We start from the raw sequence: 25521 nt of genomic DNA, 5'->3' as shown, positions 1-25521 counted from the left end.
TTTATTAAAAGTAAGAGTTAGATTTAAAAATAGGGGGGAGAATTAAAGATTTATATCTTACTTTATAATAGTAATTTTAGAAAAGTTAGATGAAATTTAAATTTAATATTGTAAGAAATTTTACTCACAAATTAATAAAAATATATAAGCTAATTAAGAAAGGGGAGACTTAATAATGAGAAATCAAAAAAGATTTTTCTCAATTTGCTTAGCATTAACAATGGCAACTTCAATGATATTTCCAACTATATCAACTATAGCTAAAACTAAGGAAAATACAGATGATAAAATGATAATTCACTATGATTTTAAAGATGTGAGTAGTACAATTATTCCGGATAAGACTGGAAATGGTAAGGCTGGAGTAATAAGAAACTATCAGAATGGTGGAAGTGAAATTGTAGATGTAGAAATTTATGGTGAAAAAAAGAAAGCATTATCTTTACCAGGAGGGGCAGATGGAGGATATTTAGAGTTACCATCAGGAAATACTTTGGTAGAAAATAATGAGGTTATTAATAGTGTTACAATTAGTTGTTGGGTTAATATGGAGACTAATTCTGGATACCAACGAATATGGGATTTGGGAAATGATACATCATCATATATGTATTTATTGACAGATGGATATAATGAAGGAGCTACTGGTTATGCAACAGCTATAACAAAGGAAGGATGGAGCAAAGAACAAACTGTAGAAAAAGGAGTACCTCTAGAATTAAATAAATGGATACTAACAACAGTAACATTTGATGAAAAATCAGGTGAATTATCTTTATATGAGGATGGTAAGTTAATTGGAAGAAGAGAAAATTCAAGTACAAGTTTATCAGATTTAGGAAACACTACTCAAAATTATATCGGTAAAGGACAATTTGCTGATTCTCCAACAAAGATGAAGATAGCAGATTTCCGTATATATAATTATTCAATGAGCAGTGAAGAGGTAGCATCATTATTTAATGTTAGTGATGAAGAACGGGTAATTGGTGATTTAAATTCAATTGATTTAGGTGATGTTTCTGCTGTTAAAGAAAATATTTCATTGCCAACTAAAGGCACATCAGGAGCTACTTTCACATGGAATTCTGATAATGAGGATATTATAAGCTCTAATGGAGAGGTAAAACGTCCGAGTTCAGAAATTGGTGATGTAGTTGTTAAGCTAACAGCAATAGCAGCATATAATGATGTCGTTAAATCAAAGGATTTTTATTTAACAGTAATAGCACTTCCAAGTAATGAGGAAATTGTTAAACATGACTTAGATAAAATAAACTTAGGTAAGGTTGATTCAATTACAGAAAATCTTAATCTTCCTATAAATGGTGAATGGGGTTCACAAATTAGTTGGATATCTTCAGATGAAAAATATTTAAAAAATGATGGGACTATCAACAGACCTGAGATAGGGAATGAAGAAGTAGAAGTTACATTAACCGCTACTGCAACAGTTGGCGAAATTACTTCTAGTAGAGACTTTAAGATTACAATTTTACCACAATATTACTTACCAGAAATAGTAGATGTAGATATAATTGAAGTAACTACGACAAAGGGACAATCCCCAACATTACCTTCAAAAGTGAATGTGACTTATAATAATGGAGAAATAGATAGTTTGGGAGTAAGATGGCCAAGTTATATTGAAAAAGAGTTGTATAATACCATTGGAACTTTTGAGATAGAAGGAACTGTAATAGATAGTGATGTTATTTCTAAAGCTATAATCACAGTTGTTGAGGACTCTAAGAATGCTCCAAATAAAGTTTCTTCAAATTTTGATTTAAGTAATATTTCCTTAGATGGTGATAATATATTAACTCAGAATACAGAAAGGACAATAGAATATTTAAAATTATTAGATTCAGATAGAATGTTATATAATTTTAGAAAAACATTTGGTCAAGATACTAAGGAAGCAAAGCCGCTTAGTGGATGGGATGAGCCAACAGGACTGTTAAGAGGACATTCAACTGGGCATTATATGTCAGCATTAGCACTTGCATATGCATCTACTGGTGATGAAGAGTTAAAAGATAAAATGGATTATATGATATCTGAAATGAGGAAGCTTCAAATTTTATCTGAAGGAAATGCAGCAGATTTTCAAACTAAAGGTACAGCACAAAGTAGTTGGAGCACTGATCCAAATGAATGGGGATATGGATTCATAAGTGCATATTCGCCAGATCAATTTGCATTGTTAGAGGAATATACACCATATGCTACAATTTGGGCACCATACTATACTTTGCATAAATTGATGGCTGGATATTTAGATTGTTATACTTATGGTGGAAATGAAGAAGCCTTAGAAACTGCAAAAGATTTAGGTAGTTGGATATATGATAGGTTAAGTGCATGTACACAAGAGCAGCGTGAAAAAATGTGGAGTATGTACATTGCTGGTGAATATGGCGGAATGAATGAATCATTATCAACATTATATAAAATAACAGATGATGATAAATATTTAGAAGCTGCAAAAATGTTTGATAATAAGAAGTTTTTTGATAATTTAAGTGCTAATGTTGATGATATAAGTGGACGTCATGCTAACCAACATATTCCTCAAATTGTTGGAGCTATCAAAGAGTATGAAGTAACTGGTGATATATATTACTATAATGTAGCAGAGAATTTTTGGAATATGGTTATAGATAGATATGCATACTCTATTGGGGGAGTTGGTAGAGGTGAGATGTTCAAGGAGCCATATATGTTAGCAAATAATATCGATAGCGATAAAAATTGTGAAACTTGTGCTGCTTATAACATGTTAAAACTAACAAAGGATTTATATGTATATAATCCTGACGACGCTAAGTATATGGATTACTATGAAAGAACATTAATAAATCAAATAATAGCATCTCAAAATCAAGAAACCTATGAATATATGCATAATGGAACTACTTATATGTTACCAATAGGACCTGGTGCTAAAAAGAGCTATGGTGGTGATTATGATAGCTTTACATGTTGTCATGGTACAGGAATGGAAAACCATGTTAAGTATCAAGAAGCCTCATATTATACATCAGAAGATAATAGTACATTGTATGTAAACTTATATATGCCAACCACTTTAGATTGGGAAGAAAAAGGAATTTCTATTAAACAAGAGAATGAATTCCCATCAGATACTTCTAAAATGACTATTAATGGAAATGGAGAATTTGATTTGAAATTACGTGTACCATATTGGGCTACCAATGGATTTACTGTAAAAGTAAATGGAGAAGAAGTAATCAATGGTGCTGAGGCTAGTTCTTATGTTTCTATAGATAGAACTTGGAAAGATGGAGATACAGTTGAAGTTAATATGCCATATTCAATTCATTTAGATAAAACACATGATAAGTTAGATGGTAAAACAGTTGCATCTGTTATGTATGGTCCATTAGTGATGGTAGCTAAAAGCTCAGATAAAAACTTTTTAGAATTGACATTAGATCCAAATTTAGAATCTTTAATTAAGGTAACAAATATTGATGAAAATAATATAGTTTCAATTGAATCTAACAATTTGAATTTTGTACCAATGTATAGTGCTTATAATTTTGAATATCATACTTATTTTAAAATAAATATGTTAGGAACAAGTGATTTACCAAAAGTAAATAAGGATTTATTACAATCTAAATATGATGAGGTAAAAGACTATGCTGAAAAAGATTATACAGAGGAAAGTTTTAAAGAATTTAAAGAAGCATTAAATAATACAAAAGTCATATTAGATAACCAATATGCAACTCAATCTGAAGTAGATAATGCTTTAGAATACCTTATAGAAAAGGTAGATAAGTTAGTTAAGAAACCAATAAAAGAAGGAGTTGATAAATCCTTATTACAATCTAAATATGATGAGGTAAAAGACTATGCTGAAAAAGATTATACAGAGGAAAGTTTTAAAGAATTTAAAAAATCATTAGATAATACAAAAGTCATATTATATAATCAATATGCAACTCAATCTGAGGTAGATAATGCTTTAGAAGATCTTATAGAAAAGATAGATAAGTTAGTTAAAAAGTCTGCAATTAATGATAATAATTCAAGTACTAATAATGATAATTCCAGTACTACAGATAATAATTTTTTACCTAATACTGGTGGAAGAAATTCTTTATTACTATTATTAGGATCAATAGTAATAGTAGGATTAGGTATATTCTTAATGAAAACAGGGAGAATACAAAAGTTAGTTGATAAAAATAAATAAAATTATATTTATTAACAAATTACAATAACAAATTGAACAAAGATGTAGGAAAATTTGTGTAAAACAAATAGACTACATCTTTTTTGTGTGTTTTTAAGTGGTATATTTGGAAATATGATATAATAATTACAAGATTTATAATAAAAATTCGAGAAACCTATAGCGGAAAAATATGAAGAATGTTTTGGATATAGTAATGAGGCTAATTATAATTATATTTATAATGAAGGTGATAAAATGATAATAGAAGTTAATAATAGTATTATTGAAAAGTTGACACCTACAGAAAAATCTGTAGTGAATTATATTAATAATAATGAATATAAATTATCCAGAATGTCTATAGTAGATGTAGCAGAAGAATCATTTACCTCTCCTGCGACTGTATCGAGAACAATAAAAAAATGTGGACTTGATGGTTTTTCAGAGTTAAGGTACAAAGTTTCGTCTAAAGAAGAACATAATTATGATTCAAAAAAGGTTAATGAAATATTGGGAAAATCTTTAATAGAAGTAACAAAAACTATTGAAAATATATCCATAGAAAATGTTTTAAATATAGTTAAAATTATTAAAAAATCTAAGCGTATTTATATATTAGCTAGAGGGCTTACAGAATTAGTAGCAGAAGAGTTTAATTTGAAACTCCAGCTTTTAGGATACAATACATTTTTAATTGTAGATCCTAATATAATGATGAAAATATGTAAAACTATAGAAAAAGAAGATTTAGTTATTGCTTTTTCTTTACGAGCTGAAACAAAAGAAATATTAGAATCTGTTAAAAGTGCTAAAAATTCTGGGGCAAAGGTAGTTACATGTTGTTGTGTAAGAAAAAGTATTTTAGAAGAATACTCAGATGTGATTATTGTTGGATACAAGCAGTCTAGGACAGCCATTAAAGAGTTTGAAGTAACATCAAGATTACCATTATATATTATATCGAGAGCAATAATAGATTATTTAATAATATGAAAATATATTCTGAAAATTGATTAAATTTGATTTTCAGAATATATTTTTATTTGAAAGTAAGTAAAATAGCTAAAATGTAATATAAATATTAGAAAAGATATAAATATATCTGAAAACATTTTCTTTTGAATGATGATAAAATTTAATTATATTAAGAGATTGGGAGGGATATTATGAAAATATTATCAACAAGAGAAATGCTAAAAAAAGCTCAAAGAGAGGGATATGCAGTACCAGCCTTTAATATTCATAACTTAGAAACATTAGAGGTAGTTGTAGAAACAGCAGCAGAACTAAAATCACCAGTAATACTTGCAGGAACTCCATCAACTATTGAATATGCAGGAGGAGAATTTATAGTAGCAATGGCAGAAGCAGCAGCTGAAAAATATAATATTCCAATTGCAATACACTTAGATCATTTTGAGGTAATAGATGAAATAAAACACTTCGTTGATTTAGGATTTAAATCAACAATGATAGATGCATCTCATGCACCTTTTGAAGAAAATATAGAAACAGTTAAAAAGGTAGTTGAATATGCACATAAATATGATGCAACAGTAGAAGCTGAACTTGGTAGATTAGGTGGACAAGAAGATGACTTAGTAGTAGATGAAAAAGATAGTAAGTACACTAATCCAAAGCAAGCAAAGGAATATGTAGAAAGAACAGGAATAGATTCATTAGCAGTAGCAATTGGAACAGCACATGGATTATATCATGGAGAAGCAAAATTAGATTTAGATAGATTAAAGGAAATAAGAGATGTAGTAGATGTACCATTAGTATTACATGGAGCATCAGATGTACCAGATGAATTAGTTAAAAAAGCAATATCTCTTGGAATATGTAAAGTAAATGTGGCAACTGATTTAAAGATACCATTTTCAGATGCAGTAAAGAAATACTTTATAGAAAATCCTAACGCTAATGATCCAAGAAAATATATGACACCAGGAAAAGAAGCCATGAAGAAAGTAGTTGCACACAAAATAATGGTTTGTGGAAGTAATAATAGAGCTTAATAAAAAGGGGGAGAGATAAATGATATATACATTAACAACAAATCCAGCAATTGATATGAATTATACAGCAGAAAGTTATGAACCATTTAAAGTAAATAGAACTACTAATATAGAATACTCTCCTAATGGAAAAGGAGTAAATGTATCTATTGTACTAAATCATTATGGAATTGAAAGTAAGGTTCTAGGTTTTTTTGGAGGATTTACTGGTAAATATATTGTAGATGAACTTCAAAAAAAAGATATAGAGGTTAAGTCTTTTGAGATTGATGAAGCGACTAGAATAAATGTTTTTATAGATACCGAAGACAAAAAAGAATTTAAATATGTTAATAAAGGGCCTTTTGTTCCACGGGAAACACAAGAAAATTTATTGGATTATATTGAAAAATCTGAGGATTGTAGCTATTTAATTATAAGTGGAAGTTTGCCTAAAAGTATAGATGAACATTATTATGATGAAATATTAGAAATATGCAATAAAAGAAATATAAATATAATTTTAGATATAAGTTCTAGAAAATTAAAAGATTTATTAAAATATAAACCTTTGTTAATTAAACCAAATGATGAAGAAGTTAAAGAAATTTTTGGATTAAGTATAAATAATGAAAAAGATGTTGTATATATATTAAAATACTTAAAAGAAGAAGGAGCACAAAATATTCTTTTAACTTTAGGTGAAAAAGGAATGTATTTTTATAATGGAGATAAAATATATTATTGCAATGCTCCTGATATTAGTCTTGTAAGTTCTGCTTGTGCAGGAGATTCTGCTTTATCAGCATTTTTAAGTGAATGGTTAAAAGGAAATGATATTAGTTATGCTATGAAAAAATCATCAGCAACAGGTGGAAATGTAGCTGAATCAAGAGGAATTGGAACTTTAAGTGAAGTTAATGATTATATGAAAAAATTAGAAGTTAGGGAGGTAATTTAAATGAAAAAGATTATCGCTGTTACAGGTTGTCCAACAGGTATTGCTCATACATTTATGGCAGAGGAAGCATTAAAAAAAGCAGCTAATGAAATGGGAGTAGAAATTAAAGTTGAAACTAATGGTGCTATTGGGGTAGAAAATGAATTAACAGAAGATGATATAAAAGAAGCGGATGGAGTTATAATAGCGTCAGATAAAGATGCTAGGGCTGAAAGGTTTATAGGAAAGGCAATTATAGAAACTTCTGTACAAGATGGTATACGTAAACCAAAGGAGCTCATTCAAGCAATATTAGATGGAAAAGCACCAATAAAAAAATCGATAATTAGTAAAAAAGAAAATACTAATGAAAGAATGAATATAAAAAATGAAGTTGTAGGAAAAGAATCCTTTGGAAGAAGTATATATAAACATTTAATGAATGGTGTTTCTCATATGTTACCGTTTGTAGTTGCAGGTGGTGTATTAATAGCAGTATCATTTTTATGGGGAATATATTCTGCAGATCCTACATCAGATCAATATAACAAAATTGCAGCTATGCTTAATGGAATAGGGTCAAAATCATTTTCAATGATAGTGCCAGTTTTTACTGCGTATATTGCTTCATCAATTTCAGGTAGATCAGGAATGGTTGCTGGTTTTGTTGGTGGATTAATAGCTGATGCAACAGGAGCCGGGTTTATAGGTGGAATAATAGCAGGTTTCTTTGCAGGATATTTAATGTTAGGATTAATTAAGTTGTTATCAGGGCTTCCAAAACAATTTGAAGGATTGAAATCGATATTTTTATTACCGATACTTGGTATACTTGCAACAGGTATTTTAATGACATTACTTGGAGATCCAGTAGCATATATAAATAGTTCTATAATGAGTTGGCTTGAATCATTAGAATCAGCAAATCCAATACTTTTAGGAATAGTAATAGGATGTATGTCAGCATTTGATTTTGGAGGCCCAGTTAATAAAGCAGCATATGTTACAGGAACAATGCTTTTATCACAAGGAAATTACTATTTTATGGCTGGAGTTTCTGCAGCATGTATAACACCTCCTTTAGCAATTGCTTTAGCAACTACTATATTTAGAAAAGAATTTAATGAAGAAGATAGAGCAGCAGGATTAGTTAATTATATATTAGGATGTACACATATAACAGAAGGAGCAATCCCTTTTGCTGCAAAAGATCCACTAAGAGTAATCCCTATACTAATGATTGGATCATCTATATCAGCTGTATTGACTTATTTAATGAAAGTTCAAGTACCAGCTCCTCATGGAGGATTCTTAATACTTCCAATTGTTGAAAAACCATTTGTTTGGGTAGGATGTATATTAGTTGGATCATTAGTTGGAGCTATTTTATATGGATTATATAAAACAAATTCAAATAAAAAAGCAGCTTAATAAAATATAAGTTAAAAGGAGATAACCATGGAATTAAAAGATTTAATTAAAGAAAGTACAATAAAATTAGAACTTGATGCTATAGATAAAAACTCAGTTTTAGATGAAATGATTAACTTATTAGTTGATGATAAAGTAGTTACTAATAAAAATAAGTTTAAAAAAGATATTTTAAAAAGAGAAGAATTAAGTAATACAGGAATTGGGTTTGAAATAGCAATACCTCATGCAAAATCAAAGGCTGTGAAAGAACCAAGGATAGCTATTGGTATAGCTAGAAAAGGAATAGATTATGGATCAATAGATGGACAAGCTATAAAAATGATATTTATGATTGCTGTTAATGATGAGCAAAATGATTTACACTTAAGAGCATTAGCTAACTTATCAAGAAAATTAATGCACGAAGAGTTTAGAGAAAAAATATTAAATGCTAAATCAAAGGCTGAAATAATGGAGATTCTATAAAAAAAGCAAACTAATTTAAAAGGTGATTCCTATATTCATAGGAGTCACCTTATTTATGTGTGCCCAGCATGGGCAACAACTTGACGGTGAAAGTCCGTTGTGGGCTTGGCAGTGGGAACCACTAGTCAATGACAAGGGTGTACATCGTGAGGTGGAATCTGAAGGAAGTCGAAGGCAAAGTCTCGGTCTGAGGAACACGAACTACATAAAAGGCTTACTAAGGTCGGACGAGTTTGCATAACAAAACAAAGTCCAACACTACCTGAAACCTTAGGCGTATATGTAGCAGATATATGAGATGAAGGTTGTTGCTCTTACCTATTGCTAATAAAAGATGAATTTCTAAAGCAATAACCTATATAGTGATATATAGCTGAACTATCAGAAGTCAGCAGATGTCATATTAACTCCGCTAATCGCGATAGCGGATGAAGGACTGAACTTTAAGGAGGTTTTGAAATTTGAAAGTTTCGCAGAATAATCAAAGATTGCAGAAAAGTAAATATTTAGGCTCTAGTGCTAAAAATAGAGTGGAACTTGAAGATAAATTAAATCTTAAAGTAAATATTAGCAAAAGTGCAGTAGAAAGGCCTTGGAAAAGAAAATTCCTAGGTTTTACATTAGGCCTTATGTTTGGGAAAGCATACTCAGGCATATCAAAACAATCATTAAAGAAACACAAAGATAAATTAAGAGATATATTATCCAGGTCTAAACCGATGACTTTGGAACAAAGAATAATTAAACTTAACCAAGCAAATATAGGATGGATTAATTATTATGGAATAGCAAAGTGCAAAAGAATAACTATACAATTAGACAAATGGATAAAACATAGGTTAAGAATGTGTATATGGAAACAATGGAAGAGTGTCAAAACAAGATATAGAAATCTTAAGAAACTAGGATTAAATCATTATAAAGCAATAAAATTCGCCAATACCCGTAAAGGATACTGGCGAACTGCTAATAGTCCTATATTAAACACTACACTTACAAATCAATTCTTTAACGACTTAGGCTTGAAAAGCCTAACGTATCAATATATGAAAATTCATGCCGTGTACCAGACCGGTATGTACGGTGGTGTGAGATGACGGAAAATAAAACAATTATTTTCCTCCTACTCGATAATAAAGAGAGTTTTGTATGCGCACTTTATATATAAAGGATTTTAAATTAAAGAATTACTACAGGTTTAATTAAATCTTTGGGTTTATCCTTCATTAAAAATAGTGCTTCTTCAACTTTATCGAAACTGTTAAATGTATGTGTAATTAATTTACTTGTATCAAGTTTCTTAGTTTCAAGAAGGGAAGCTAGTTTTTCCATTCTAAGTCTGCCACCTGGCATTAATCCTCCTGCAATTGTTTTGTGAGACATTCCACATCCCCATTCAACTCTTGGAATATCAACATAATCTCCTTCGCCTAAGTAATTAACATTACCAATTCTACCACCTGGTTTTAACATATGAATTGCTTGATTTATAGTATGAACATCACCACCAGCAATTATAATTCTATCAAGACCTTTACCATTTGTTTTTCCATGATTTGTTCAACAATATCACCTTCACGATAATTGATAATATCAGTAGCTCCGTATTCTTTTGCTATTTGAATACAATTTGGTCTTGAACCAACAGCATATATATGTGAAGCTCCACGTAAAGCAGATCCAGCCACAGACATAAGGCCGACTGGTCCTATACCGATAACAGCAACAGTATCACCAAATTGTACATCTGCCAATTCTACTACATGGAATCCTGTAGGAATCATATCGCAAAGCATTGTTGCTGAAGCTAAATCAACGCCATCTGGAAGAAGAGCAAGATTAGCATCTGCTTCATTAACATGAAAAAATTCACCGAAAACACCATCTTTAAAATTAGAGAACTTCCAACCAGCTAACATACCGCCAGAATGCATAGAATAGCCACCTTGCGCTTCAAGAGATCCCCAATCAGGAGTGATAGCAGGAACGATAACTCTATCGCCGACCTTAAAATCTTTAACTAAAGAACCAACTTCAACAACTTCGGCTACAGCTTCATTGTCCTAAGATCATATTATGTCTATCACCTATAGCACCAGCCCAAACAGTATGTACATCAGAAGTACATGGAGAAATAGCTAATGGTTTACATATAGCATCTAATGGGCCACATTTAGGTGCCTCTTTTTCAATCCAACCAACTTTACCAATTTCCAACATTGCAAAACCTTTCATAAATAAACCCTCCCCTATATAAGTAACTTTGTTAAATAATTATCACAATATTATAATAGCATATAATGTTTTTATAATCAATATGAAAACGAATAAATTTCCATAAAATGTATTGATTGATTATTAAAAAACTAAAATTTATGAAAATATTCTTCTGTTTGCTAAGTTAAATAATATAGGGTTTAGCTTATATATCATATTAATTATTAATTAACAAATAAAAAAGATTAAAAAATTAGAACAAAGTGTTTTTTTATAAGAAAAGATGATATAAACATTATAAAAATTAGGACTTATCTTTTTTAGTTAAACGTATTATTAAAGGCAGAAGAAAAAATAATAAAGATGCATGAAAAGAACTTTAAAATTAATATTACAGAAAAATATCTTTATAAAGGAAATATAGAATAATAATATGGTATAATAGTAAAGTAAGGAAACTTATGGTAAGTTATCCTTCTTTCTTAGGTCGAGTGTTACTGATTGCTTATGGCAATTTATAGACAGGAAGAAGGTGATATCTATGTCAGAGTTTATACAGGCTTTGCTTATAATCAGTGTAACTATAGTTGCTATAGTTTCGATTGTATTTGGAAAGAAATTCTCAACGAAAGTTGATAAGAGTATAGATGGTGTTACAGCTGAATTAACTGTAACTGAAGATAAAGATACAAAAAGAAAAAAGTAGCCCACACTCGCAAAGTAAAGCTACTTTTTCTTTAAACATATCATAAGCCATAGGTCAAATGTAACACTTGACCTTTTCCTTACTAATATTATAACACAATTTAAAATAAATATACAATAATTTTAGGTCAAGTGTATATCTTGGCCTTTTCTATTTAATCTTATTTTTTATAACACATATCCCTTGAGTCATAGTTCCCATAGGGCAATATACGCACCAAGATTTAGGTTTATAGAAGAACATAGTAATAAAACCTAGTAGAGTAGATGTTAACATCATACTGTAAAAAACAAAGGCAAATTGAGCAATCCAAGGGCTAACATTAGTTAAATCATTAAAATGCCAAGCAAATAAAATATTAAATAATCCTAACGTGAAATAAAGTATAGTTCCAACCCAAAGATAATCATACCAGTTCTTTTTCTTCTTATTTTTATTAATTATTGAACTACCCCCTCTTTAATTTCGATTACAGATGCAGGGCATGCCTTAGCACATTTAGAGCAACCTACACACTTATCTAAGGTAACCTCTGCATAAATCCCCTTATACACAGCAATAGCTCCAAAGGGGCAAGTTTTTTGAAAGACTCCACAAGCAACACAATATTTTGTATCAACATAAGCCTTCATTCTAATTGTTTGTTTTGTCATTATAATCCTCCTATAATATAGATTTTGTCACATTGCCCATTTTATGATGATTTTACAAATTATACTGTAACAAAATCACACACCATATATAGAATATTGTAAAATTTGGTATAATATATAATATTAATAGATTTATGTTAGGGGGAGTAATATGTCTAAAAATGATTATATTTATAGTTATGTTGAAAGAAAGGTAATTAGTGGAAGGAATAAACATACCTTTGATGAAAAAAGATATAAACCAAAAAGAATTATTAATGACAAAAAAGTTCATTTAAAGTTTTATTGTTTGGAGCAACATTAGGTCTTTTATTACTTGGAATAATATAGGTAGAGATTTATTATTATATTAAATAGTACTATGTTATAATAAAATTATGAAAGTTAGAGTGAAAAGAGGTTTTAATATCTAATATAGTTATGAAAATTGTTTAAGACATTAATAGGTAGTGATAAATGTAAATAACTACCTATTAATAAGTATGTAAAGGGGAATAGAAAATGAAAGCTAATGAAAAATATTTAATAAGATTTTTAGAATCATCTGATACTAATTTTGTTATACCAGTTTATCAAAGAAATTATGATTGGAAAAAGGAACAATGTAAGCAACTTTATGATGATTTAGTTAGTATGATTAGAAATAAATATAAGACACATTTTTTTGGTACTATAGTTTCAATATATAATGATGATGCTAGAAATAGAGAATACTTAATAATTGATGGGCAGCAAAGAACTACTACAATATCATTATTATTACTTGCAATTTACAATTTATTAGATAGTGGAAGATTAAGTTCAAATACTATAATTAAAGAAAAAATATTAAATCAGTATTTAATAAATCAATATTGTGATGAGAAATTGAAAATTAAGCTAAAGCCAATTAAGGAAGATAGAAATGCCTTTGAAAAACTATTTAATAAGGAAGAGCTAATAGAAGAATCAAATATAACTTTAAATTATCAATATTTTTATGAAAGAATAATTGATGGAGAAATTACTATTGATGAACTTTATTCAGCTATAGAAAGATTAATAATAGTAGAAATTGAATTAAAAAATGGGGAAGATGATCCTCAACTTATATTTGAAAGTCTTAATTCAACTGGTTTAGATTTAACAGATGCAGATAAAGTAAGGAATTTTATTTTAATGAATCAACCATCTAAGAAGCAGGAAGAACTATACAATAATTATTGGAATAAGGTTGAAAAGAACACTAATTATGCTGTAACACAGTTTATAAGAGATTATTTAACTATGAAGGAAAATAAAATTCCTAATATTAATAAGATATATGTTAGTTTTAAAAGATATATTGAAGAAAGTAAAACTGATATAGAAGCTTGTTTAAAAGATATGTTAAAGTTTTCAGCATATTACAAATCACTTATAACAAGCAACACAGATATAAAAGAGGCTAATATAGTAATCAAAAATATAAATAAATTAGAAGTTACAGTATCTTATCCATTTTTATTAGAAGTCCTTGATGACTATAATAATAATGAAATAAATAAGTCAGAGTTAATTGAAATTCTAAATACAATAGAGTCTTATATTTTTAGAAGGATAATATGTAAAGCTCCTACAAATGCCTTAAATAAAGTCTTTATGAATTTAAGTAAAGAGATAAAAAGAGTTACAAACTATAAAGAGAATTATTTAGAGATATTTAAATACATATTAACTAATAAAAAATCATCTCAAAGATTCCCTAATGAAGAAGAATTTAAATTGAATTTCATAGAATGTGATGTTTATAGCTGGAAAAGTAAAAATAAAGTTTATTTACTAGAACAGTTAGAAAACTATGATAACAATGAAAAAGTAGATATAGAAAATCTAATTAATGATAAAAAATTAAGCATTGAGCACATTATGCCTCAATCATTAAGCCCTTCATGGAAAAATTCATTAGGAGAAAATTACATTGATATACATTCTAAATATATAGGAACAATAGGAAATCTAACTTTAACAGGTTATAACTCTAATTTAGGTAATAAACCTTTCCTTGAAAAAAGAGACATGGAAAAGGGATTTAAAGATAGCAGATTAAAATTAAATAAGTATTTAACAGAAATAAATGAATGGAACGAAGAAACAATAAATATTAGAGCTAATAAATTATTTAAAATAGCCTCTAAAATATGGCAATATCCTGTAAGTAACTATAGCTTCCAAGATGGTAATAATAGTATTTTTAGTTTAGAAGATGAAGATGACTTTACAAATACTAAAATAGATAAATTTATATTTAGAGATGAAAATATAAAAGTTAAAAGTTGGACTGAACTATATGAAAATATCTGTTCAATATTATATGAAATAAATCCTATGCCATTTATAAGATTAACAAAAAAAGATTTTAGCCAAGAATACTTAAATAAAAGATTTTCAAATAGTTCTAAAGGCTTTAGGAATCCATATAAAATAGCAACTAATGTTTATATAGAGAAAAATTTAAGTACAGAATCTAAACTTCAAACATTAAGAATTATTTTTGATGAATATGGAATAGATTATAATGAATTGTTGTTCTATATTAAATAGTATCATGTAAAAAGAAAACTATAGAAATCTTTATCTTTCAAATTAGAGAGATAAAGATTTTTTTATTATATTTATGAAAGATATGCTAATATATAAATATAAAAAGCAAAGGATGTAGATTGATATGAAGAAACCATGTATATTTTGTAATTATAATGAAAAAGAAAAAATAGCAGAAAATGATTTAGCATATGCAATTTATGATAACTTTCCAGTAAATGAAGGTCATACATTAATAATACCTAAAAGACACTTTAGTAGTTTTTTTCAAGCTACAGAAGAAGAAGTTTTAGCTATTTATGATTTAATACATAAAGTAAAGTTAACAATAGATGAAAAATATAATCCAACTGGTTACAATGTAGGAATTAATATTGGAGAAGATGGAGGACAAACAATTATGCATCTACATGTACATATTATTCCTAGATATAAAGGCGATGTAGAAAATCCAAGAGGTGGAATTAGAAAATTTAAAAAAGAACTAGTTCCGTATAATGGATAATATTTATTTGGGGTGATAATTTGGATAAGCTTTATAAAGATATTGATACTAGTTTAAATATAAATGAAAAAGAAATACTTTATAATGATATAAATTCTATAACAGGAGATAAAGACCATTTATATAATCACTTAAAATTAAGCTTTAAAGAAGCACATTCAATAGATATTATTGTTTCTTTTCTTATGGAGTCAGATGTAAAGCTTATACTTAATGATTTAAAGGAAGCAATAAATAGAGGAGTAAAAATAAGAATTCTTACAGGAAATTATCTTGGAATAACACAGCCCTGGGCATTAAGACTTATAAAATCAGAGCTTAAGGATAAGGTTGATTTAAGGTTTTATAATGTTAAGAATAAATCCTTTCACCCTAAGGCATATATGTTTCATAGCAAAAATGATAGTGAAATATATGTTGGATCATCAAATATTTCTCGTGGTGCACTAACAGACTCTATTGAATGGAATTATAGATTTTTAAAAAGTGATAATATGGTAAATTTAGTATGGATAGAGAAAAAGCATTAAATGCTTTAAATAAAGAAGAAATACAAGTTATATTTTCAGTAGATATATTTAAAGAATTAGCAGAAAAAGAAATGGGAATCATTGATAAAGTTAAAGAGCAGTACTTTATAATAAAAGAAGATTTAGGGTATAGACCAACTAGAGTAGAATTCTTAACATATATGAATGAAGATATATATGAAAATATAAAATCAAAAGCTAAGATAAATCCATTTAGAGACTATATGAAGTTTTTAAAAGAAAATAGTGAATTAATAAAAGAGGAAGAAGAATTATATAATGGTAAAGGAAACTCGACTCATATTCATTTGCTAGGTGCCTTCGAGAACAAAATGCAAGATTTGGACTCTCAGAGCATAGGTAAAGAATTTATAAATATAATAGAAACAACAAGTATGAGCAAAACATATAAGATGCCGGTACTATTAGCCTTCTATAACAATGGAAATATTAAAATGAAAATTACAGAAGAAGATATCTATAGAAGTTTTTATGATTTCTATCATAAAGGATCAAATAAAGTGGATATGCTTAAAGATAAAGGAACTAAAGACTTTGAAACTTGGGATAAAAACAAATATATAGATTTAGCAAAGAAAAATTCAATAAAGTTCTTACTTAAAACCCATGGGGACTTCTTTATAGAAAAAGAAGGAACAGTATTAGCATTAAAAATTGATTTAGAAGAAGTAAATGAATACTTAGAAGATAAAAATCTAGAAGAGTTAGCAGATGTAATGGAAGTTTTATTTGGATTAGCAAATGAACTAGGCTATAGTGAAGAGGAATTACTTAAGAAGAGAAGGGATAAACTAGTAGAGCGTGGTAGATTTAAAGAAGGAATAGTTTTAAAGAAAGTAAAATAGATTTAAATAAAATAAATATAGAAAGAGGCTATAATATGAATAGAAATGAAGTAATGGATGTTTTAAACTTTAGATATGAATGTAAAGAATTTGATAAAGAAAAGAAGATAGATAAAGAAGATTTAGAAGTAATACTTGAAGCAGGAAGACTTTCACCTAGTTCATTAGGAATAGAACCATGGAAGTTCTTAGTTATAGAAAATAAAGAATTAAAAGATGAATTAGGAGCAGTATGTTGGGGTGGAAAAACTCAAATGCCAACATGTAGTCATTTAGTAGTAGTTTTAAGTAGAACAGCTAAAGAATTAAAATATGATTCAAGCTATACAAATCACATCTTAAAAGATGTTAAAAAGCTTCCGGAAGAAACAGCATCTAAGTTCAAAAACCTTATGAAAACTATAGAAGAAGAACGTTTTAAAGATGATAAAGATATTGAAGCATATGCTTCAAACCAAGTATATATAGCAGTAGGAAATATGATGACTGCAGCTGCAATGTTAGGAATAGATTCTTGTGCTATTGGTGGAATAGATAAAGCTACAGTGGAAAGGATATTAATTGATAGAGGAGTATTAGATACAGAAAAATTCAATATTTCTTTATGTCTTGCCTTTGGATACAGAGCAAAAGAAGCAGGAGATAAGCTAAGACAGGAAATGAGTGAAATAGTTGCTTGGGTAAAATAAAACATAATGTAGCTTATTAAAGTAAATGTAATAATAAACTAAATAAGAAGACTTATAGCTATATTCAATGATATTAATTGGATATAGCTGTTTTTATAATTAAATTTACTTCATTAAAATATATTCTATCTCGAAAACAAGTTAATATTTACGAACTGAACAAAAATTTGAAGGGCTATTTTGCTTACGGATATAATTATAAGAATATCATGAGTGAAATTTTTTATTACTATCTATTGAGATTAAGGTTTAAATTTATCTTAAATCAAATATATATAAAGGTATGAATGAATTAAGGAGTTTAAAATGGCTAAGAAAATATTTATAGGGAATTATAAAGGGGGAGTTGGAAAGACTACATCGACGTATTATATTGGCGCTCTTTTAAGGAAAAAAGGAGAAAAAGTGTTATTAATAGATATTGATCCTCAATCATCCTTAAGTGAAATATGCATGTCTAAAATGGGTGTAGAGGCTTTTGTAAATTTAGATGATAAAGAAACTTTAAATTATATTTTTGATATAAAAATACAATCAAAAAAAGTAGGACAGAATAATGTGAAATTAGACATGGATATAGAGAATATTGTCAAAGACAATGATGTAGTTAAGTTTATTCCTTCAAGCCTATTATATAAAAATGGTGGGTTGGACACTTTAATTACAAAGCTTGACAATGAATTAAGCACTCTCTTAATTTTAAAAGAATTCCTAGATGAATATAATTTAGATAATCTTTATGATTATATAATTTTTGATTGTCCTCCTAGCAATAACCTTATTACTCAAGGAGCTTTTCTAGTTTCTGATTATTTTTTAATTCCAACAATCATGGATTCAGTGAGTACGAAGGGTGTTAAACATTATAAACATGTAATAAATAAATTATATGACGATTATTTAGATAAAAATAAGCATTGTGAGGAGTTTATAAGTTCAATATTAGGAGAAAGACCAAAGGAGATAGGTGTTTTTGAGTCTAGGCGAAAGGGTAGTAATACAAATACTGATAAATATAGAAACATTATTAAGAGTGAAAATTATTTATTAGAAACATTTATACCTGACTATAAAGATATTACTGATAAATTATCGTGTGGTGATTTATCTAATAAAAGTCAATATGAAGATTTAGTAAATGAAATTTTAAATAGACTATAATATAAATATGAGGGATATATGGAAAGATATAAAGTTAAAGATTTGAAATATATTTTAGAAAAATGGATAAATATATCTAAGGATTTTAACAATGAAAAATATAAATTAATGGGGGAAGTAATTTTAGATAACTTTAAAAAATATAATTCCAAAGATTATATTGAAGATATTTTAAAGTTAGAAGGAATAGTTGAATCAAAACATAAAAGCAAAACAGTGCAGGATTATAAAGAAAAAATTTTAGAATATCTATTAGCACTAGATAGTAATGATAAAGAAAAGCTAAAAAGTTATAATTTTAAGATAATATTAGATAAAGATAATTTAATTAATATATGGGAAAATGCTAGTGATAAAGAAAAACTTTCTGCTACTAAAATTGAATTAAATGTTATCTATAATTATTTATACAGCAAAGGAAGTGTTAAATATATAAATAAAAGTAAAAAAATAATAATTAAAGATATAGATGAATTTGTATATACTAAATTAAGAAATAGTAGAATAGATAGTTTATAAAATTAGTATATACCAAAAGTATTGTAAATAGCATAATCCAAAATATTGATAAAATTAAGTATAGATTAAGCATAATTATATAGTAAAATATAGTTATGCTTATAAATACTAATCTTATAAAATTAGAGAATAAGTTTTTCGTATGAATTTTAATTAGGAAGAAAATAAAAAGAAGTATTGTAGTTGGGAGCAAATGTATGAGCAAATGTAAATATTGCAATAAAGAACTAAAAGAAAAACACTTAGAAAATAAAATAGGTCTATTCTGTTCAGAAGATCACTTTAATAAATATTTAGATAGTTTAAGTGATAAAGAATATTCAGAACTTTAAAATAACTTTTGTGTTTGTAGTGATGAGTAAATAAGATGAGAATATAAGAGAAAATATGGGGATAAAAATATATGGATATCAAAAATAAAATTATTGAAGATACTTTTTTGAAAGAAAAGGATATAATAATTCCTAATGGCAATTTAGTTTCTTATGATTTACCTACTTCAACTTATGTTGACTCAAGAATATTTTCAAGATTATTAGAAGATAGTAGGGTAGTTGCTAGTTATAAAATGTATTGGTTATTAGGGATATTAGAAGAAGTAAATTTAGGTAATAAGGAAATAACCTTTAAGAAGTTAATATCAAGAATGATAGTGGGATCGTGGTATCCTATAATGCAGTATAAATTATATTTTGGGCAGTTTGATAATTTATCAAAAGTAGTTGAATATATATCAAGTGTATATAATAAACATTCTAGTATTAATAGTAATGAGTTATTAGATTTTATTTATAATAGCAATGATAAAATTCTAAATAAGCAAATGAAAGAATTAAGCTATAAAGTTCCTTATATGCTCTTATCTCCATTTTTTGATGATAAGATAAAAGGGCTAAAAAGCTCAAGAAGAGTTAAAAGAATAATTGAATTATCTCTAAGTGAACCCAATGTTTTATATAAAATTATTATTGATAAGGAAAATAAAGTAGTTATTGATGATGAGTGGGCAAGGTATATGACAGCTAATTACCGAATAATTAAATCATGGATATATTATAAATTATCTTGCTTTTTACAAAAGAGAAATCCTAACGTTCCATCGATTATATTTAAGTTAGATCCACCAAAGTCAAGGGATTTAAGTCATGCAACTAAACTCTGGACTGATATTATTAATAATAGACATGTAAAAGATATTTATACAGGGAATTATTTTTCAGCTGCAAACTATAGAGAACTTGGAACATTAAGTATAGATCATTTTATACCATGGAGCTTTGTTCTGCATGATGAAATGTGGAACTTAGTTCCTACCTTTAAAAATATAAATAGTATTAAAAATGATAGATTATTAAGATATGAAAATTACATAGATGATTATTGCAATACTCAATTTGAAGCTTTTTCTTTTATATGTGATAAGAAGAGGAAGAAGGATTTAGAATCATATGTAGATTTACTTAGATTAGAAAATCCTCTAGATTTCTATAAATATAAAGGTAGAGAAGGCTTTAACGAAAAGTTAAGGACAAGCATTGCGCCAATATATCAAATAGCAGTAAATCAAGGCTTTTCAGTAATTGATTCTATTAAAGAGTAAATTACATAAGATAATTTAGGGAAATTTATTCTAGAAGATTAAGTATTATTAATTATATAGTATAATGAGCTTATACTATATAACATGAGTTAGGGGAATATATATGCAATGGCTTAACACCTACGGATTAACAATCATGGTAATAATAATGGTTCCAAACATAATATTTGCAATAAAAGAAAAGAACTTAAAAAGTAAATATCATAATAAGTTTATTGAGATCATAGAACAAATTGGTCTCTTTGGTTCCATGTTTTTAATATATCATTTTTAAAGTATGGCTATTGGTTTTCTAATGCTAAAATTATTTATATGATTCTAATAGGGGGACTAGTTCTAGTTTATTGTTTAATTTGGGTTTTATACTTTCAAAAAGCTACATTTTGTAAGGTTGTGGCACTAGCAATTATTCAAACATTAATATTTATATTTAGTGGAATAATATCTTTAAATATTTTATTGATTATTCTATCTGTACTGTTTGGGATCGGTCATTTAACCATAACTTACTATAATAATCTATAAATGCTAATTTAAAATATAAATCATTAAAATATAAATTATAAAAATATCAAGTTATATAGGATTTAAATAAGGATATATGAAGCTAATAAAGGTATATATGGTTCTACTAGGATACATAATATACTTAGTACAGAAAATTTTAATGTGCCCTTAAAAAGAGATTTTACAACTACTTCTATTAATGAAAAAATCGGTAGGAGATATTACATGTATTCATACTATCAGAGATGGTTACTGCAAATAAATAGCTAAAAATATACTACATAAAAATGAAGGGTTTGTTATGACAAAAATAACTAGACGAGGATATGTGCCTACAGACGAAAAAGAGTTTAAAAGCGATAATTTAATCAGAATCTATAGTGCAGGAGAAGACTTATTATATCTTTTAAATAGGGGATATAAAATTAAAGGAGCTTCCACCTTTATAGGTAATCATTATCTATTATCTGAAAGGCAAAGACTTGCTTTAGTAAGAGGAATTTCTAAATTTGATGATGTTGTAATAAGAAATAATAAAGAAATTACTAATGTTTCAGGTGTTGAAGTAGTTCATATAGATGGTTTTAATACTATAATAACCTTAGAAGTTGCTTTGTCTAACTCATTAATTATTAAATCTATGGATGAAACTATAAGAGATTTAGCTGGTCTTAGAGGTACTTATTCAGTAATAGATAAAACAGAAATTGCAATTAAGTTAATAGGTGATTTTTTATTAGAACATAAAATAGAAAAAACAATATTTTATTTAGATAAACCCGTTTCTAACTCTGGTAGATTAAAGATGAAGATTCTAGAGATACTAGAAGACACAGAACTTGAAATAGAAGTAGTGAATATAGATAATGTAGATAGTGTTTTGAAATTTAAGGATAATGTAGTATCTAGTGATGCAATAATTCTTGATAATTGTATTAACTGGATTAATTTAAATAAATATATTATAGAAGAGAAAATATTAAGTGATCATTATATAGATTTTAGTAAATTAAAATAATTATAGCTATATCAGATTGAACTTAAATGTTATTTTTGGGGAAATTATAAAATGTTGCCTTTTGAATAACTTTTTATAATTTCCATCCTTCAGTTTTGAAGTATTAAAATATCATAACAAGGTGACTTGGAGTGAAGCGACGGAACCTGGATATGATATTTTAATACTTTTTTATTTTTCTATAATAGGAATAATATCTAGTTTTTCTTTTAGAAGTTTATATATAAAGTCTCGTCCTTTTTCTGTCCAATAAGTTACAACTACAGGTTTACCATTAGCAGTATTAATAGTCTTAGAATGAGTATATCCTTCCTTAGCATAATCTTGATATAGTACCCATTTATTGCCTAACCTATATTGTACTTTTAAAGCATTAAGTAGTTTATTCATCTTTAATCCTGACATTCCATAATCTTTTGATATAATGGTTATTGGAATAAGTACAGCAGTAGTATTAATTTCCTCTTCTATAATTTTAGCTTTATTATTAGCTCTTATTGAAGGTATTATCTCATCAAATACCCATTTCTCAAATTTACTCACATATGGTAACTTTGAATTAACGATTAGTTTATATAAGTCAATTTGTGATATAAATAAGGATTCTTGAATTCCTCCTGAAGTTGGAATTTTGTGTTTAAAATATTTATTAGTATGATTCTTAATTGCTTTAACTGGATCTGAATATCCTAGAATTAAAGCACAAGGCTTTCCTTGAAAAAATTCAACTCCATTTATAATTAGTATTTTTATTTCTCCAAAAGTTTCATTTTTAAAAATTAATAAGTTTTCCATTTTTAAACCTCCGCATTATTATATATAAATATTTTGAGTACATAAATCGTATTAAGAATCTCTTCAATTTATATATACGTAGATAAAAGATGGTTTTTAAAATTTTATAAAAAAATTTTAACTTTAAAATAATATCTTTTGTTAGGTATTATTGAAAAAGTATAACTGTAGAATCGTAATATAACAAAAAAGAGCTTTAATTTCGTACCGATACAATTTACTTATTGAGAGTTTTGTGATATTTTATTTATAGAAAAAAATGGGAAGAGGGATTTTTTATGAATAATAAATTTGTTTATTCACCGGGACCTACAAATATAAGAGAAAATGTTAGATTTGAAATGTCTAAGGAAACTACTAATCCAGATAGTGACAAGGAATTTGTAGAGTTTTATAAAGAAACTTGTGATAGTATTGCTAAAATAATAAATACTAAAAATCCAACTTACATATTAGGTGGCGAGGGAATTTTAGGTTTAGAAGCAGCTTGTGCATCTTTGACTGAACCAGGAGATAGAGTTCTTATATTAGATAATGGGATTTATGGAAGAGGATTTAAGGACTTTGTTGAAATGTATGGTGGAGAAGGAGTATATTTATCAGAGTCTTATAGTAAAGCTATAGATAAGAATAAATTGATTGAATTTTTAGATAAGGATAGTAATTTTAAGTATGCAACAGTAGTTCATTGTGATACTCCAACAGGAGTTTTAAATGACATATCTAAGATATGTCAAATATTAAACGAATATGGAATTTTGACTGTTGTTGATTCTATTTCAGCAATTGGTGGAGAGAAAATAAGAGTAGATGATTGGAGAATTGATATAGCTTTAGGAGCTTCTCAAAAAGCTTTATCAGCAGCACCTGGATTGACTATAGTTAGTATTAGTGAAAAAGCTAGATTAGCAATGAAAAATAGAAAAACTTCAATTGTAGGATTTTATTGTAATTTAACTATTTGGGAAAACTATTATAAAGATAAGTGGTTTCCATATACAATGCCAATAAATAATATTATGGGATTAAATAAAGCAATTAGCAATATTTTAGAAGAGGGAATTGACAATGTACTTAATAGACATAAAAAAATAGCAGTAGCTACAAGAAAAGCTCTTAAAGAATATGGATTAGAATTATTTTTAGAAAATGGCTATGCGAATACAGTTACATCAGTAAAGATTCCAGAAGATATAGGAGCATTAGAGCTTAGAGATTATATGTTAAGAAAATATAATGCTTTAATATTAACATCTTTAAAGCCTTACGATAATCAAATTTTAAGAATAGGCCACATGGGTGAAAATGCAAGAGAAGATAAAGTAGTTTATGTATTAAATGTAGTAGATAAAGCTTTAAAAGATTTAGGGTTTAAAACTGATAAGGATTTAGTAAGTTTATTTAATTTATATTACTTTTAGATTTTATATTCTAAATTTTTTAGTTAAAAGGGGTTGTGAGATACCCATTTTTAATGTTGTTTAAAGAATGCTTAACTTGTACTTAATAAAAACAAACGCTTTTTTAATACTAACTTAAAGAACTTCCTTTATCGTAATTATGTAATATGTAAAAGATATAAGGGGAGGATTGTAACCTTATTAGTTATGATAGGTGTTAATACTAATATAAATTCTTCAAAAAGTAACATAGTTTATGAAAATGAAAAGGATAAAGCTAAAATGTAATTATGCTGACAGCTGATGGGATGAGTACAGAGGGTATTACATGAAGAGCAAGTATTCGCACATAATATGGCTAATATGAAGAGGTACGGAAAATATTTGAATATAATATATTAATGATATAATTAAAGTATGTTATAATTCTTATAGAAAACTGGACCATGTAGGTGGTGATTTTAATGGAATATAAGTCTACGATTAAATCAAGACTATATTTATATAAAGAAACTAAAAGGCTGAAAGCTTTATAAATAAAGGGATAGATATTAATAAAATAAAAAAGCTATCTTTAGGAGAAAAATTTTGCAATTAGAAAGTGAAGCCAGAAATAAGGAAATTGCATCATGGCCAGAATACACTTTTAAAAAGTTAAAACAAGTTTACATAAGAATTCCTTTTGAAAGTGTTATTGTAGTTAATCTAAATAGTGATATGGAAATTAACTGAGGAATTAGAAAA

General features: G+C 27.3%; 21 protein-coding genes and 3 pseudogenes. 21 read left to right on the top strand and 3 right to left on the bottom strand.

Going from position 1 to position 25521, the window contains the following annotated elements:
• The first annotated feature begins 175 nt into the window (after positions 1-175).
• From ACQPVP_RS07610 to ACQPVP_RS07580, 7 genes are all read left to right on the top strand, one after another.
• Positions 176-4228 carry a beta-L-arabinofuranosidase domain-containing protein gene (locus ACQPVP_RS07610; RefSeq protein WP_430848706.1) on the top strand — a complete coding sequence of 1351 codons (4053 nt, stop codon included), beginning with the start codon at positions 176-178 and terminating at the stop codon, positions 4226-4228.
• Positions 4229-4465: 237 nt separating this feature from the next.
• Positions 4466-5203: a MurR/RpiR family transcriptional regulator gene (locus tag ACQPVP_RS07605; protein ID WP_430848704.1), complete on the top strand. Its 738-nt coding sequence runs from the start codon at positions 4466-4468 to the stop codon at positions 5201-5203.
• A gap of 170 nt (positions 5204-5373) precedes the next feature.
• Positions 5374-6231 carry a tagatose bisphosphate family class II aldolase gene (locus ACQPVP_RS07600; RefSeq protein ID WP_430848790.1) on the top strand — a complete coding sequence of 286 codons (858 nt, stop codon included), beginning with the start codon at positions 5374-5376 and terminating at the stop codon, positions 6229-6231.
• A gap of 19 nt (positions 6232-6250) precedes the next feature.
• The gene (gene pfkB / locus ACQPVP_RS07595; protein ID WP_430848702.1) at positions 6251-7171 is read left to right on the top strand and encodes a 1-phosphofructokinase; all 921 of its coding nucleotides are present in this window, start codon (positions 6251-6253) and stop codon (positions 7169-7171) included.
• Positions 7172-8581: a PTS fructose transporter subunit IIC gene (locus ACQPVP_RS07590; RefSeq protein ID WP_430848700.1), complete on the top strand. Its 1410-nt coding sequence runs from the start codon at positions 7172-7174 to the stop codon at positions 8579-8581. It abuts the gene before it with no gap.
• Positions 8582-8608: 27 nt separating this feature from the next.
• Positions 8609-9049, top strand: coding sequence for a PTS sugar transporter subunit IIA (locus ACQPVP_RS07585; protein WP_430848698.1), 441 nt, complete (start codon positions 8609-8611; stop codon positions 9047-9049).
• A 461-nt stretch (positions 9050-9510) separates the two neighbouring features.
• Positions 9511-10146: a group II intron maturase-specific domain-containing protein gene (locus tag ACQPVP_RS07580; protein WP_430848696.1), complete on the top strand. Its 636-nt coding sequence runs from the start codon at positions 9511-9513 to the stop codon at positions 10144-10146.
• A gap of 82 nt (positions 10147-10228) precedes the next feature.
• On the opposite strand, the pseudogene ACQPVP_RS07575 reads toward ACQPVP_RS07580, so the two are convergent.
• Positions 10229-11284: pseudogene (locus ACQPVP_RS07575) on the bottom strand (NAD(P)-dependent alcohol dehydrogenase).
• A gap of 523 nt (positions 11285-11807) precedes the next feature.
• Between ACQPVP_RS07575 and ACQPVP_RS07570 the strand changes: the two are divergent.
• Complete coding sequence (locus ACQPVP_RS07570; protein ID WP_430840954.1) at positions 11808-11972, top strand: hypothetical protein; 165 nt, start codon at positions 11808-11810, stop codon at positions 11970-11972.
• A gap of 440 nt (positions 11973-12412) precedes the next feature.
• Here ACQPVP_RS07570 and ACQPVP_RS07565 read toward each other — a convergent pair whose 3' ends face one another.
• The gene (locus ACQPVP_RS07565; RefSeq protein ID WP_430848694.1) at positions 12413-12625 is read right to left on the bottom strand and encodes a DUF362 domain-containing protein; all 213 of its coding nucleotides are present in this window, start codon (positions 12623-12625) and stop codon (positions 12413-12415) included.
• 151 nt (positions 12626-12776) lie between these two features.
• Between ACQPVP_RS07565 and ACQPVP_RS07560 the strand changes: the two genes are divergently transcribed.
• The 11 genes and pseudogenes from ACQPVP_RS07560 to ACQPVP_RS07510 all read left to right on the top strand — a co-directional run bounded on the left by ACQPVP_RS07560 (position 12777) and on the right by ACQPVP_RS07510 (position 22582).
• Positions 12777-12929 (top strand): hypothetical protein, encoded by a 153-nt coding sequence (locus ACQPVP_RS07560; protein WP_430848692.1) that lies wholly within the window; start codon positions 12777-12779, stop codon positions 12927-12929.
• A 197-nt stretch (positions 12930-13126) separates the two neighbouring features.
• Positions 13127-15187: a DUF262 domain-containing protein gene (locus tag ACQPVP_RS07555; RefSeq protein ID WP_430848690.1), complete on the top strand. Its 2061-nt coding sequence runs from the start codon at positions 13127-13129 to the stop codon at positions 15185-15187.
• Between the two features lie 124 nt (positions 15188-15311).
• Positions 15312-15692, top strand: a complete 381-nt coding sequence (locus tag ACQPVP_RS07550) for an HIT family protein (protein ID WP_430848688.1) — start codon at positions 15312-15314, stop codon at positions 15690-15692.
• 41 nt (positions 15693-15733) lie between these two features.
• Positions 15734-16186: pseudogene (locus ACQPVP_RS07545) on the top strand (phospholipase D-like domain-containing protein); the annotation flags it as partial.
• Between the two features lie 719 nt (positions 16187-16905).
• Positions 16906-17088, top strand: a pseudogene (locus tag ACQPVP_RS07540) (phosphoribosyl-ATP pyrophosphohydrolase); the annotation flags it as partial.
• Positions 17089-17123: 35 nt separating this feature from the next.
• Positions 17124-17777, top strand: a complete 654-nt coding sequence (locus tag ACQPVP_RS07535) for an NAD(P)H-dependent oxidoreductase (protein ID WP_430848686.1) — start codon at positions 17124-17126, stop codon at positions 17775-17777.
• 306 nt (positions 17778-18083) lie between these two features.
• Positions 18084-18938 carry a ParA family protein gene (locus tag ACQPVP_RS07530; RefSeq protein WP_430840944.1) on the top strand — a complete coding sequence of 285 codons (855 nt, stop codon included), beginning with the start codon at positions 18084-18086 and terminating at the stop codon, positions 18936-18938.
• Between the two features lie 18 nt (positions 18939-18956).
• On the top strand, positions 18957-19457 hold the full coding sequence (locus tag ACQPVP_RS07525; RefSeq protein WP_430840943.1) for a hypothetical protein: 501 nt from the start codon (positions 18957-18959) through the stop codon (positions 19455-19457).
• A 197-nt stretch (positions 19458-19654) separates the two neighbouring features.
• Positions 19655-19789, top strand: coding sequence for a hypothetical protein (locus ACQPVP_RS07520; protein WP_430840941.1), 135 nt, complete (start codon positions 19655-19657; stop codon positions 19787-19789).
• A 71-nt stretch (positions 19790-19860) separates the two neighbouring features.
• Positions 19861-21057: an HNH endonuclease domain-containing protein gene (locus ACQPVP_RS07515; protein WP_430840939.1), complete on the top strand. Its 1197-nt coding sequence runs from the start codon at positions 19861-19863 to the stop codon at positions 21055-21057.
• 808 nt (positions 21058-21865) lie between these two features.
• Complete coding sequence (locus ACQPVP_RS07510; protein ID WP_430840937.1) at positions 21866-22582, top strand: DUF434 domain-containing protein; 717 nt, start codon at positions 21866-21868, stop codon at positions 22580-22582.
• Between the two features lie 171 nt (positions 22583-22753).
• Here the strand turns inward: ACQPVP_RS07510 and ACQPVP_RS07505 are convergent, their stop codons facing one another.
• A complete protein-coding gene (locus tag ACQPVP_RS07505; protein WP_430848684.1) occupies positions 22754-23377 on the bottom strand; it encodes a phage antirepressor in 624 nt (207 codons plus the stop codon).
• A 278-nt stretch (positions 23378-23655) separates the two neighbouring features.
• On the opposite strand from ACQPVP_RS07505, the gene ACQPVP_RS07500 reads away from it, so the two are divergent.
• Positions 23656-24798 carry a pyridoxal-phosphate-dependent aminotransferase family protein gene (locus ACQPVP_RS07500; protein ID WP_430848682.1) on the top strand — a complete coding sequence of 381 codons (1143 nt, stop codon included), beginning with the start codon at positions 23656-23658 and terminating at the stop codon, positions 24796-24798.
• 567 nt (positions 24799-25365) lie between these two features.
• Positions 25366-25509, top strand: a complete 144-nt coding sequence (locus ACQPVP_RS07495) for a BrxA family protein (RefSeq protein WP_430840932.1) — start codon at positions 25366-25368, stop codon at positions 25507-25509.
• Positions 25510-25521 lie beyond the last annotated feature (12 nt).

Source organism: Clostridium nigeriense (assembly GCF_050585265.1).
Taxonomy (GTDB): Bacteria; Bacillota; Clostridia; order Clostridiales; family Clostridiaceae; genus Clostridium; species Clostridium nigeriense_B.
This window is presented reverse-complemented; position numbering and strand designations above follow the sequence as displayed.

Coding starts and splice junctions, on each gene's coding strand:
- pfkB (WP_430848702.1), top strand. CDS start 6,251: ATGATATATACATTAACAACAAATCCAGCAATTGATATGAATTATACA.
- ACQPVP_RS07535 (WP_430848686.1), top strand. CDS start 17,124: ATGAATAGAAATGAAGTAATGGATGTTTTAAACTTTAGATATGAATGT.
- ACQPVP_RS07500 (WP_430848682.1), top strand. CDS start 23,656: ATGAATAATAAATTTGTTTATTCACCGGGACCTACAAATATAAGAGAA.
- ACQPVP_RS07505 (WP_430848684.1), bottom strand. CDS start 23,377: ATGGAAAACTTATTAATTTTTAAAAATGAAACTTTTGGAGAAATAAAA.
- ACQPVP_RS07550 (WP_430848688.1), top strand. CDS start 15,312: ATGAAGAAACCATGTATATTTTGTAATTATAATGAAAAAGAAAAAATA.
- ACQPVP_RS07570 (WP_430840954.1), top strand. CDS start 11,808: ATGTCAGAGTTTATACAGGCTTTGCTTATAATCAGTGTAACTATAGTT.
- ACQPVP_RS07610 (WP_430848706.1), top strand. CDS start 176: ATGAGAAATCAAAAAAGATTTTTCTCAATTTGCTTAGCATTAACAATG.
- ACQPVP_RS07590 (WP_430848700.1), top strand. CDS start 7,172: ATGAAAAAGATTATCGCTGTTACAGGTTGTCCAACAGGTATTGCTCAT.
- ACQPVP_RS07530 (WP_430840944.1), top strand. CDS start 18,084: ATGGCTAAGAAAATATTTATAGGGAATTATAAAGGGGGAGTTGGAAAG.
- ACQPVP_RS07605 (WP_430848704.1), top strand. CDS start 4,466: ATGATAATAGAAGTTAATAATAGTATTATTGAAAAGTTGACACCTACA.
- ACQPVP_RS07585 (WP_430848698.1), top strand. CDS start 8,609: ATGGAATTAAAAGATTTAATTAAAGAAAGTACAATAAAATTAGAACTT.
- ACQPVP_RS07510 (WP_430840937.1), top strand. CDS start 21,866: ATGACAAAAATAACTAGACGAGGATATGTGCCTACAGACGAAAAAGAG.
- ACQPVP_RS07565 (WP_430848694.1), bottom strand. CDS start 12,625: ATGACAAAACAAACAATTAGAATGAAGGCTTATGTTGATACAAAATAT.
- ACQPVP_RS07555 (WP_430848690.1), top strand. CDS start 13,127: ATGAAAGCTAATGAAAAATATTTAATAAGATTTTTAGAATCATCTGAT.
- ACQPVP_RS07520 (WP_430840941.1), top strand. CDS start 19,655: ATGAGCAAATGTAAATATTGCAATAAAGAACTAAAAGAAAAACACTTA.
- ACQPVP_RS07525 (WP_430840943.1), top strand. CDS start 18,957: ATGGAAAGATATAAAGTTAAAGATTTGAAATATATTTTAGAAAAATGG.
- ACQPVP_RS07515 (WP_430840939.1), top strand. CDS start 19,861: ATGGATATCAAAAATAAAATTATTGAAGATACTTTTTTGAAAGAAAAG.
- ACQPVP_RS07560 (WP_430848692.1), top strand. CDS start 12,777: ATGTCTAAAAATGATTATATTTATAGTTATGTTGAAAGAAAGGTAATT.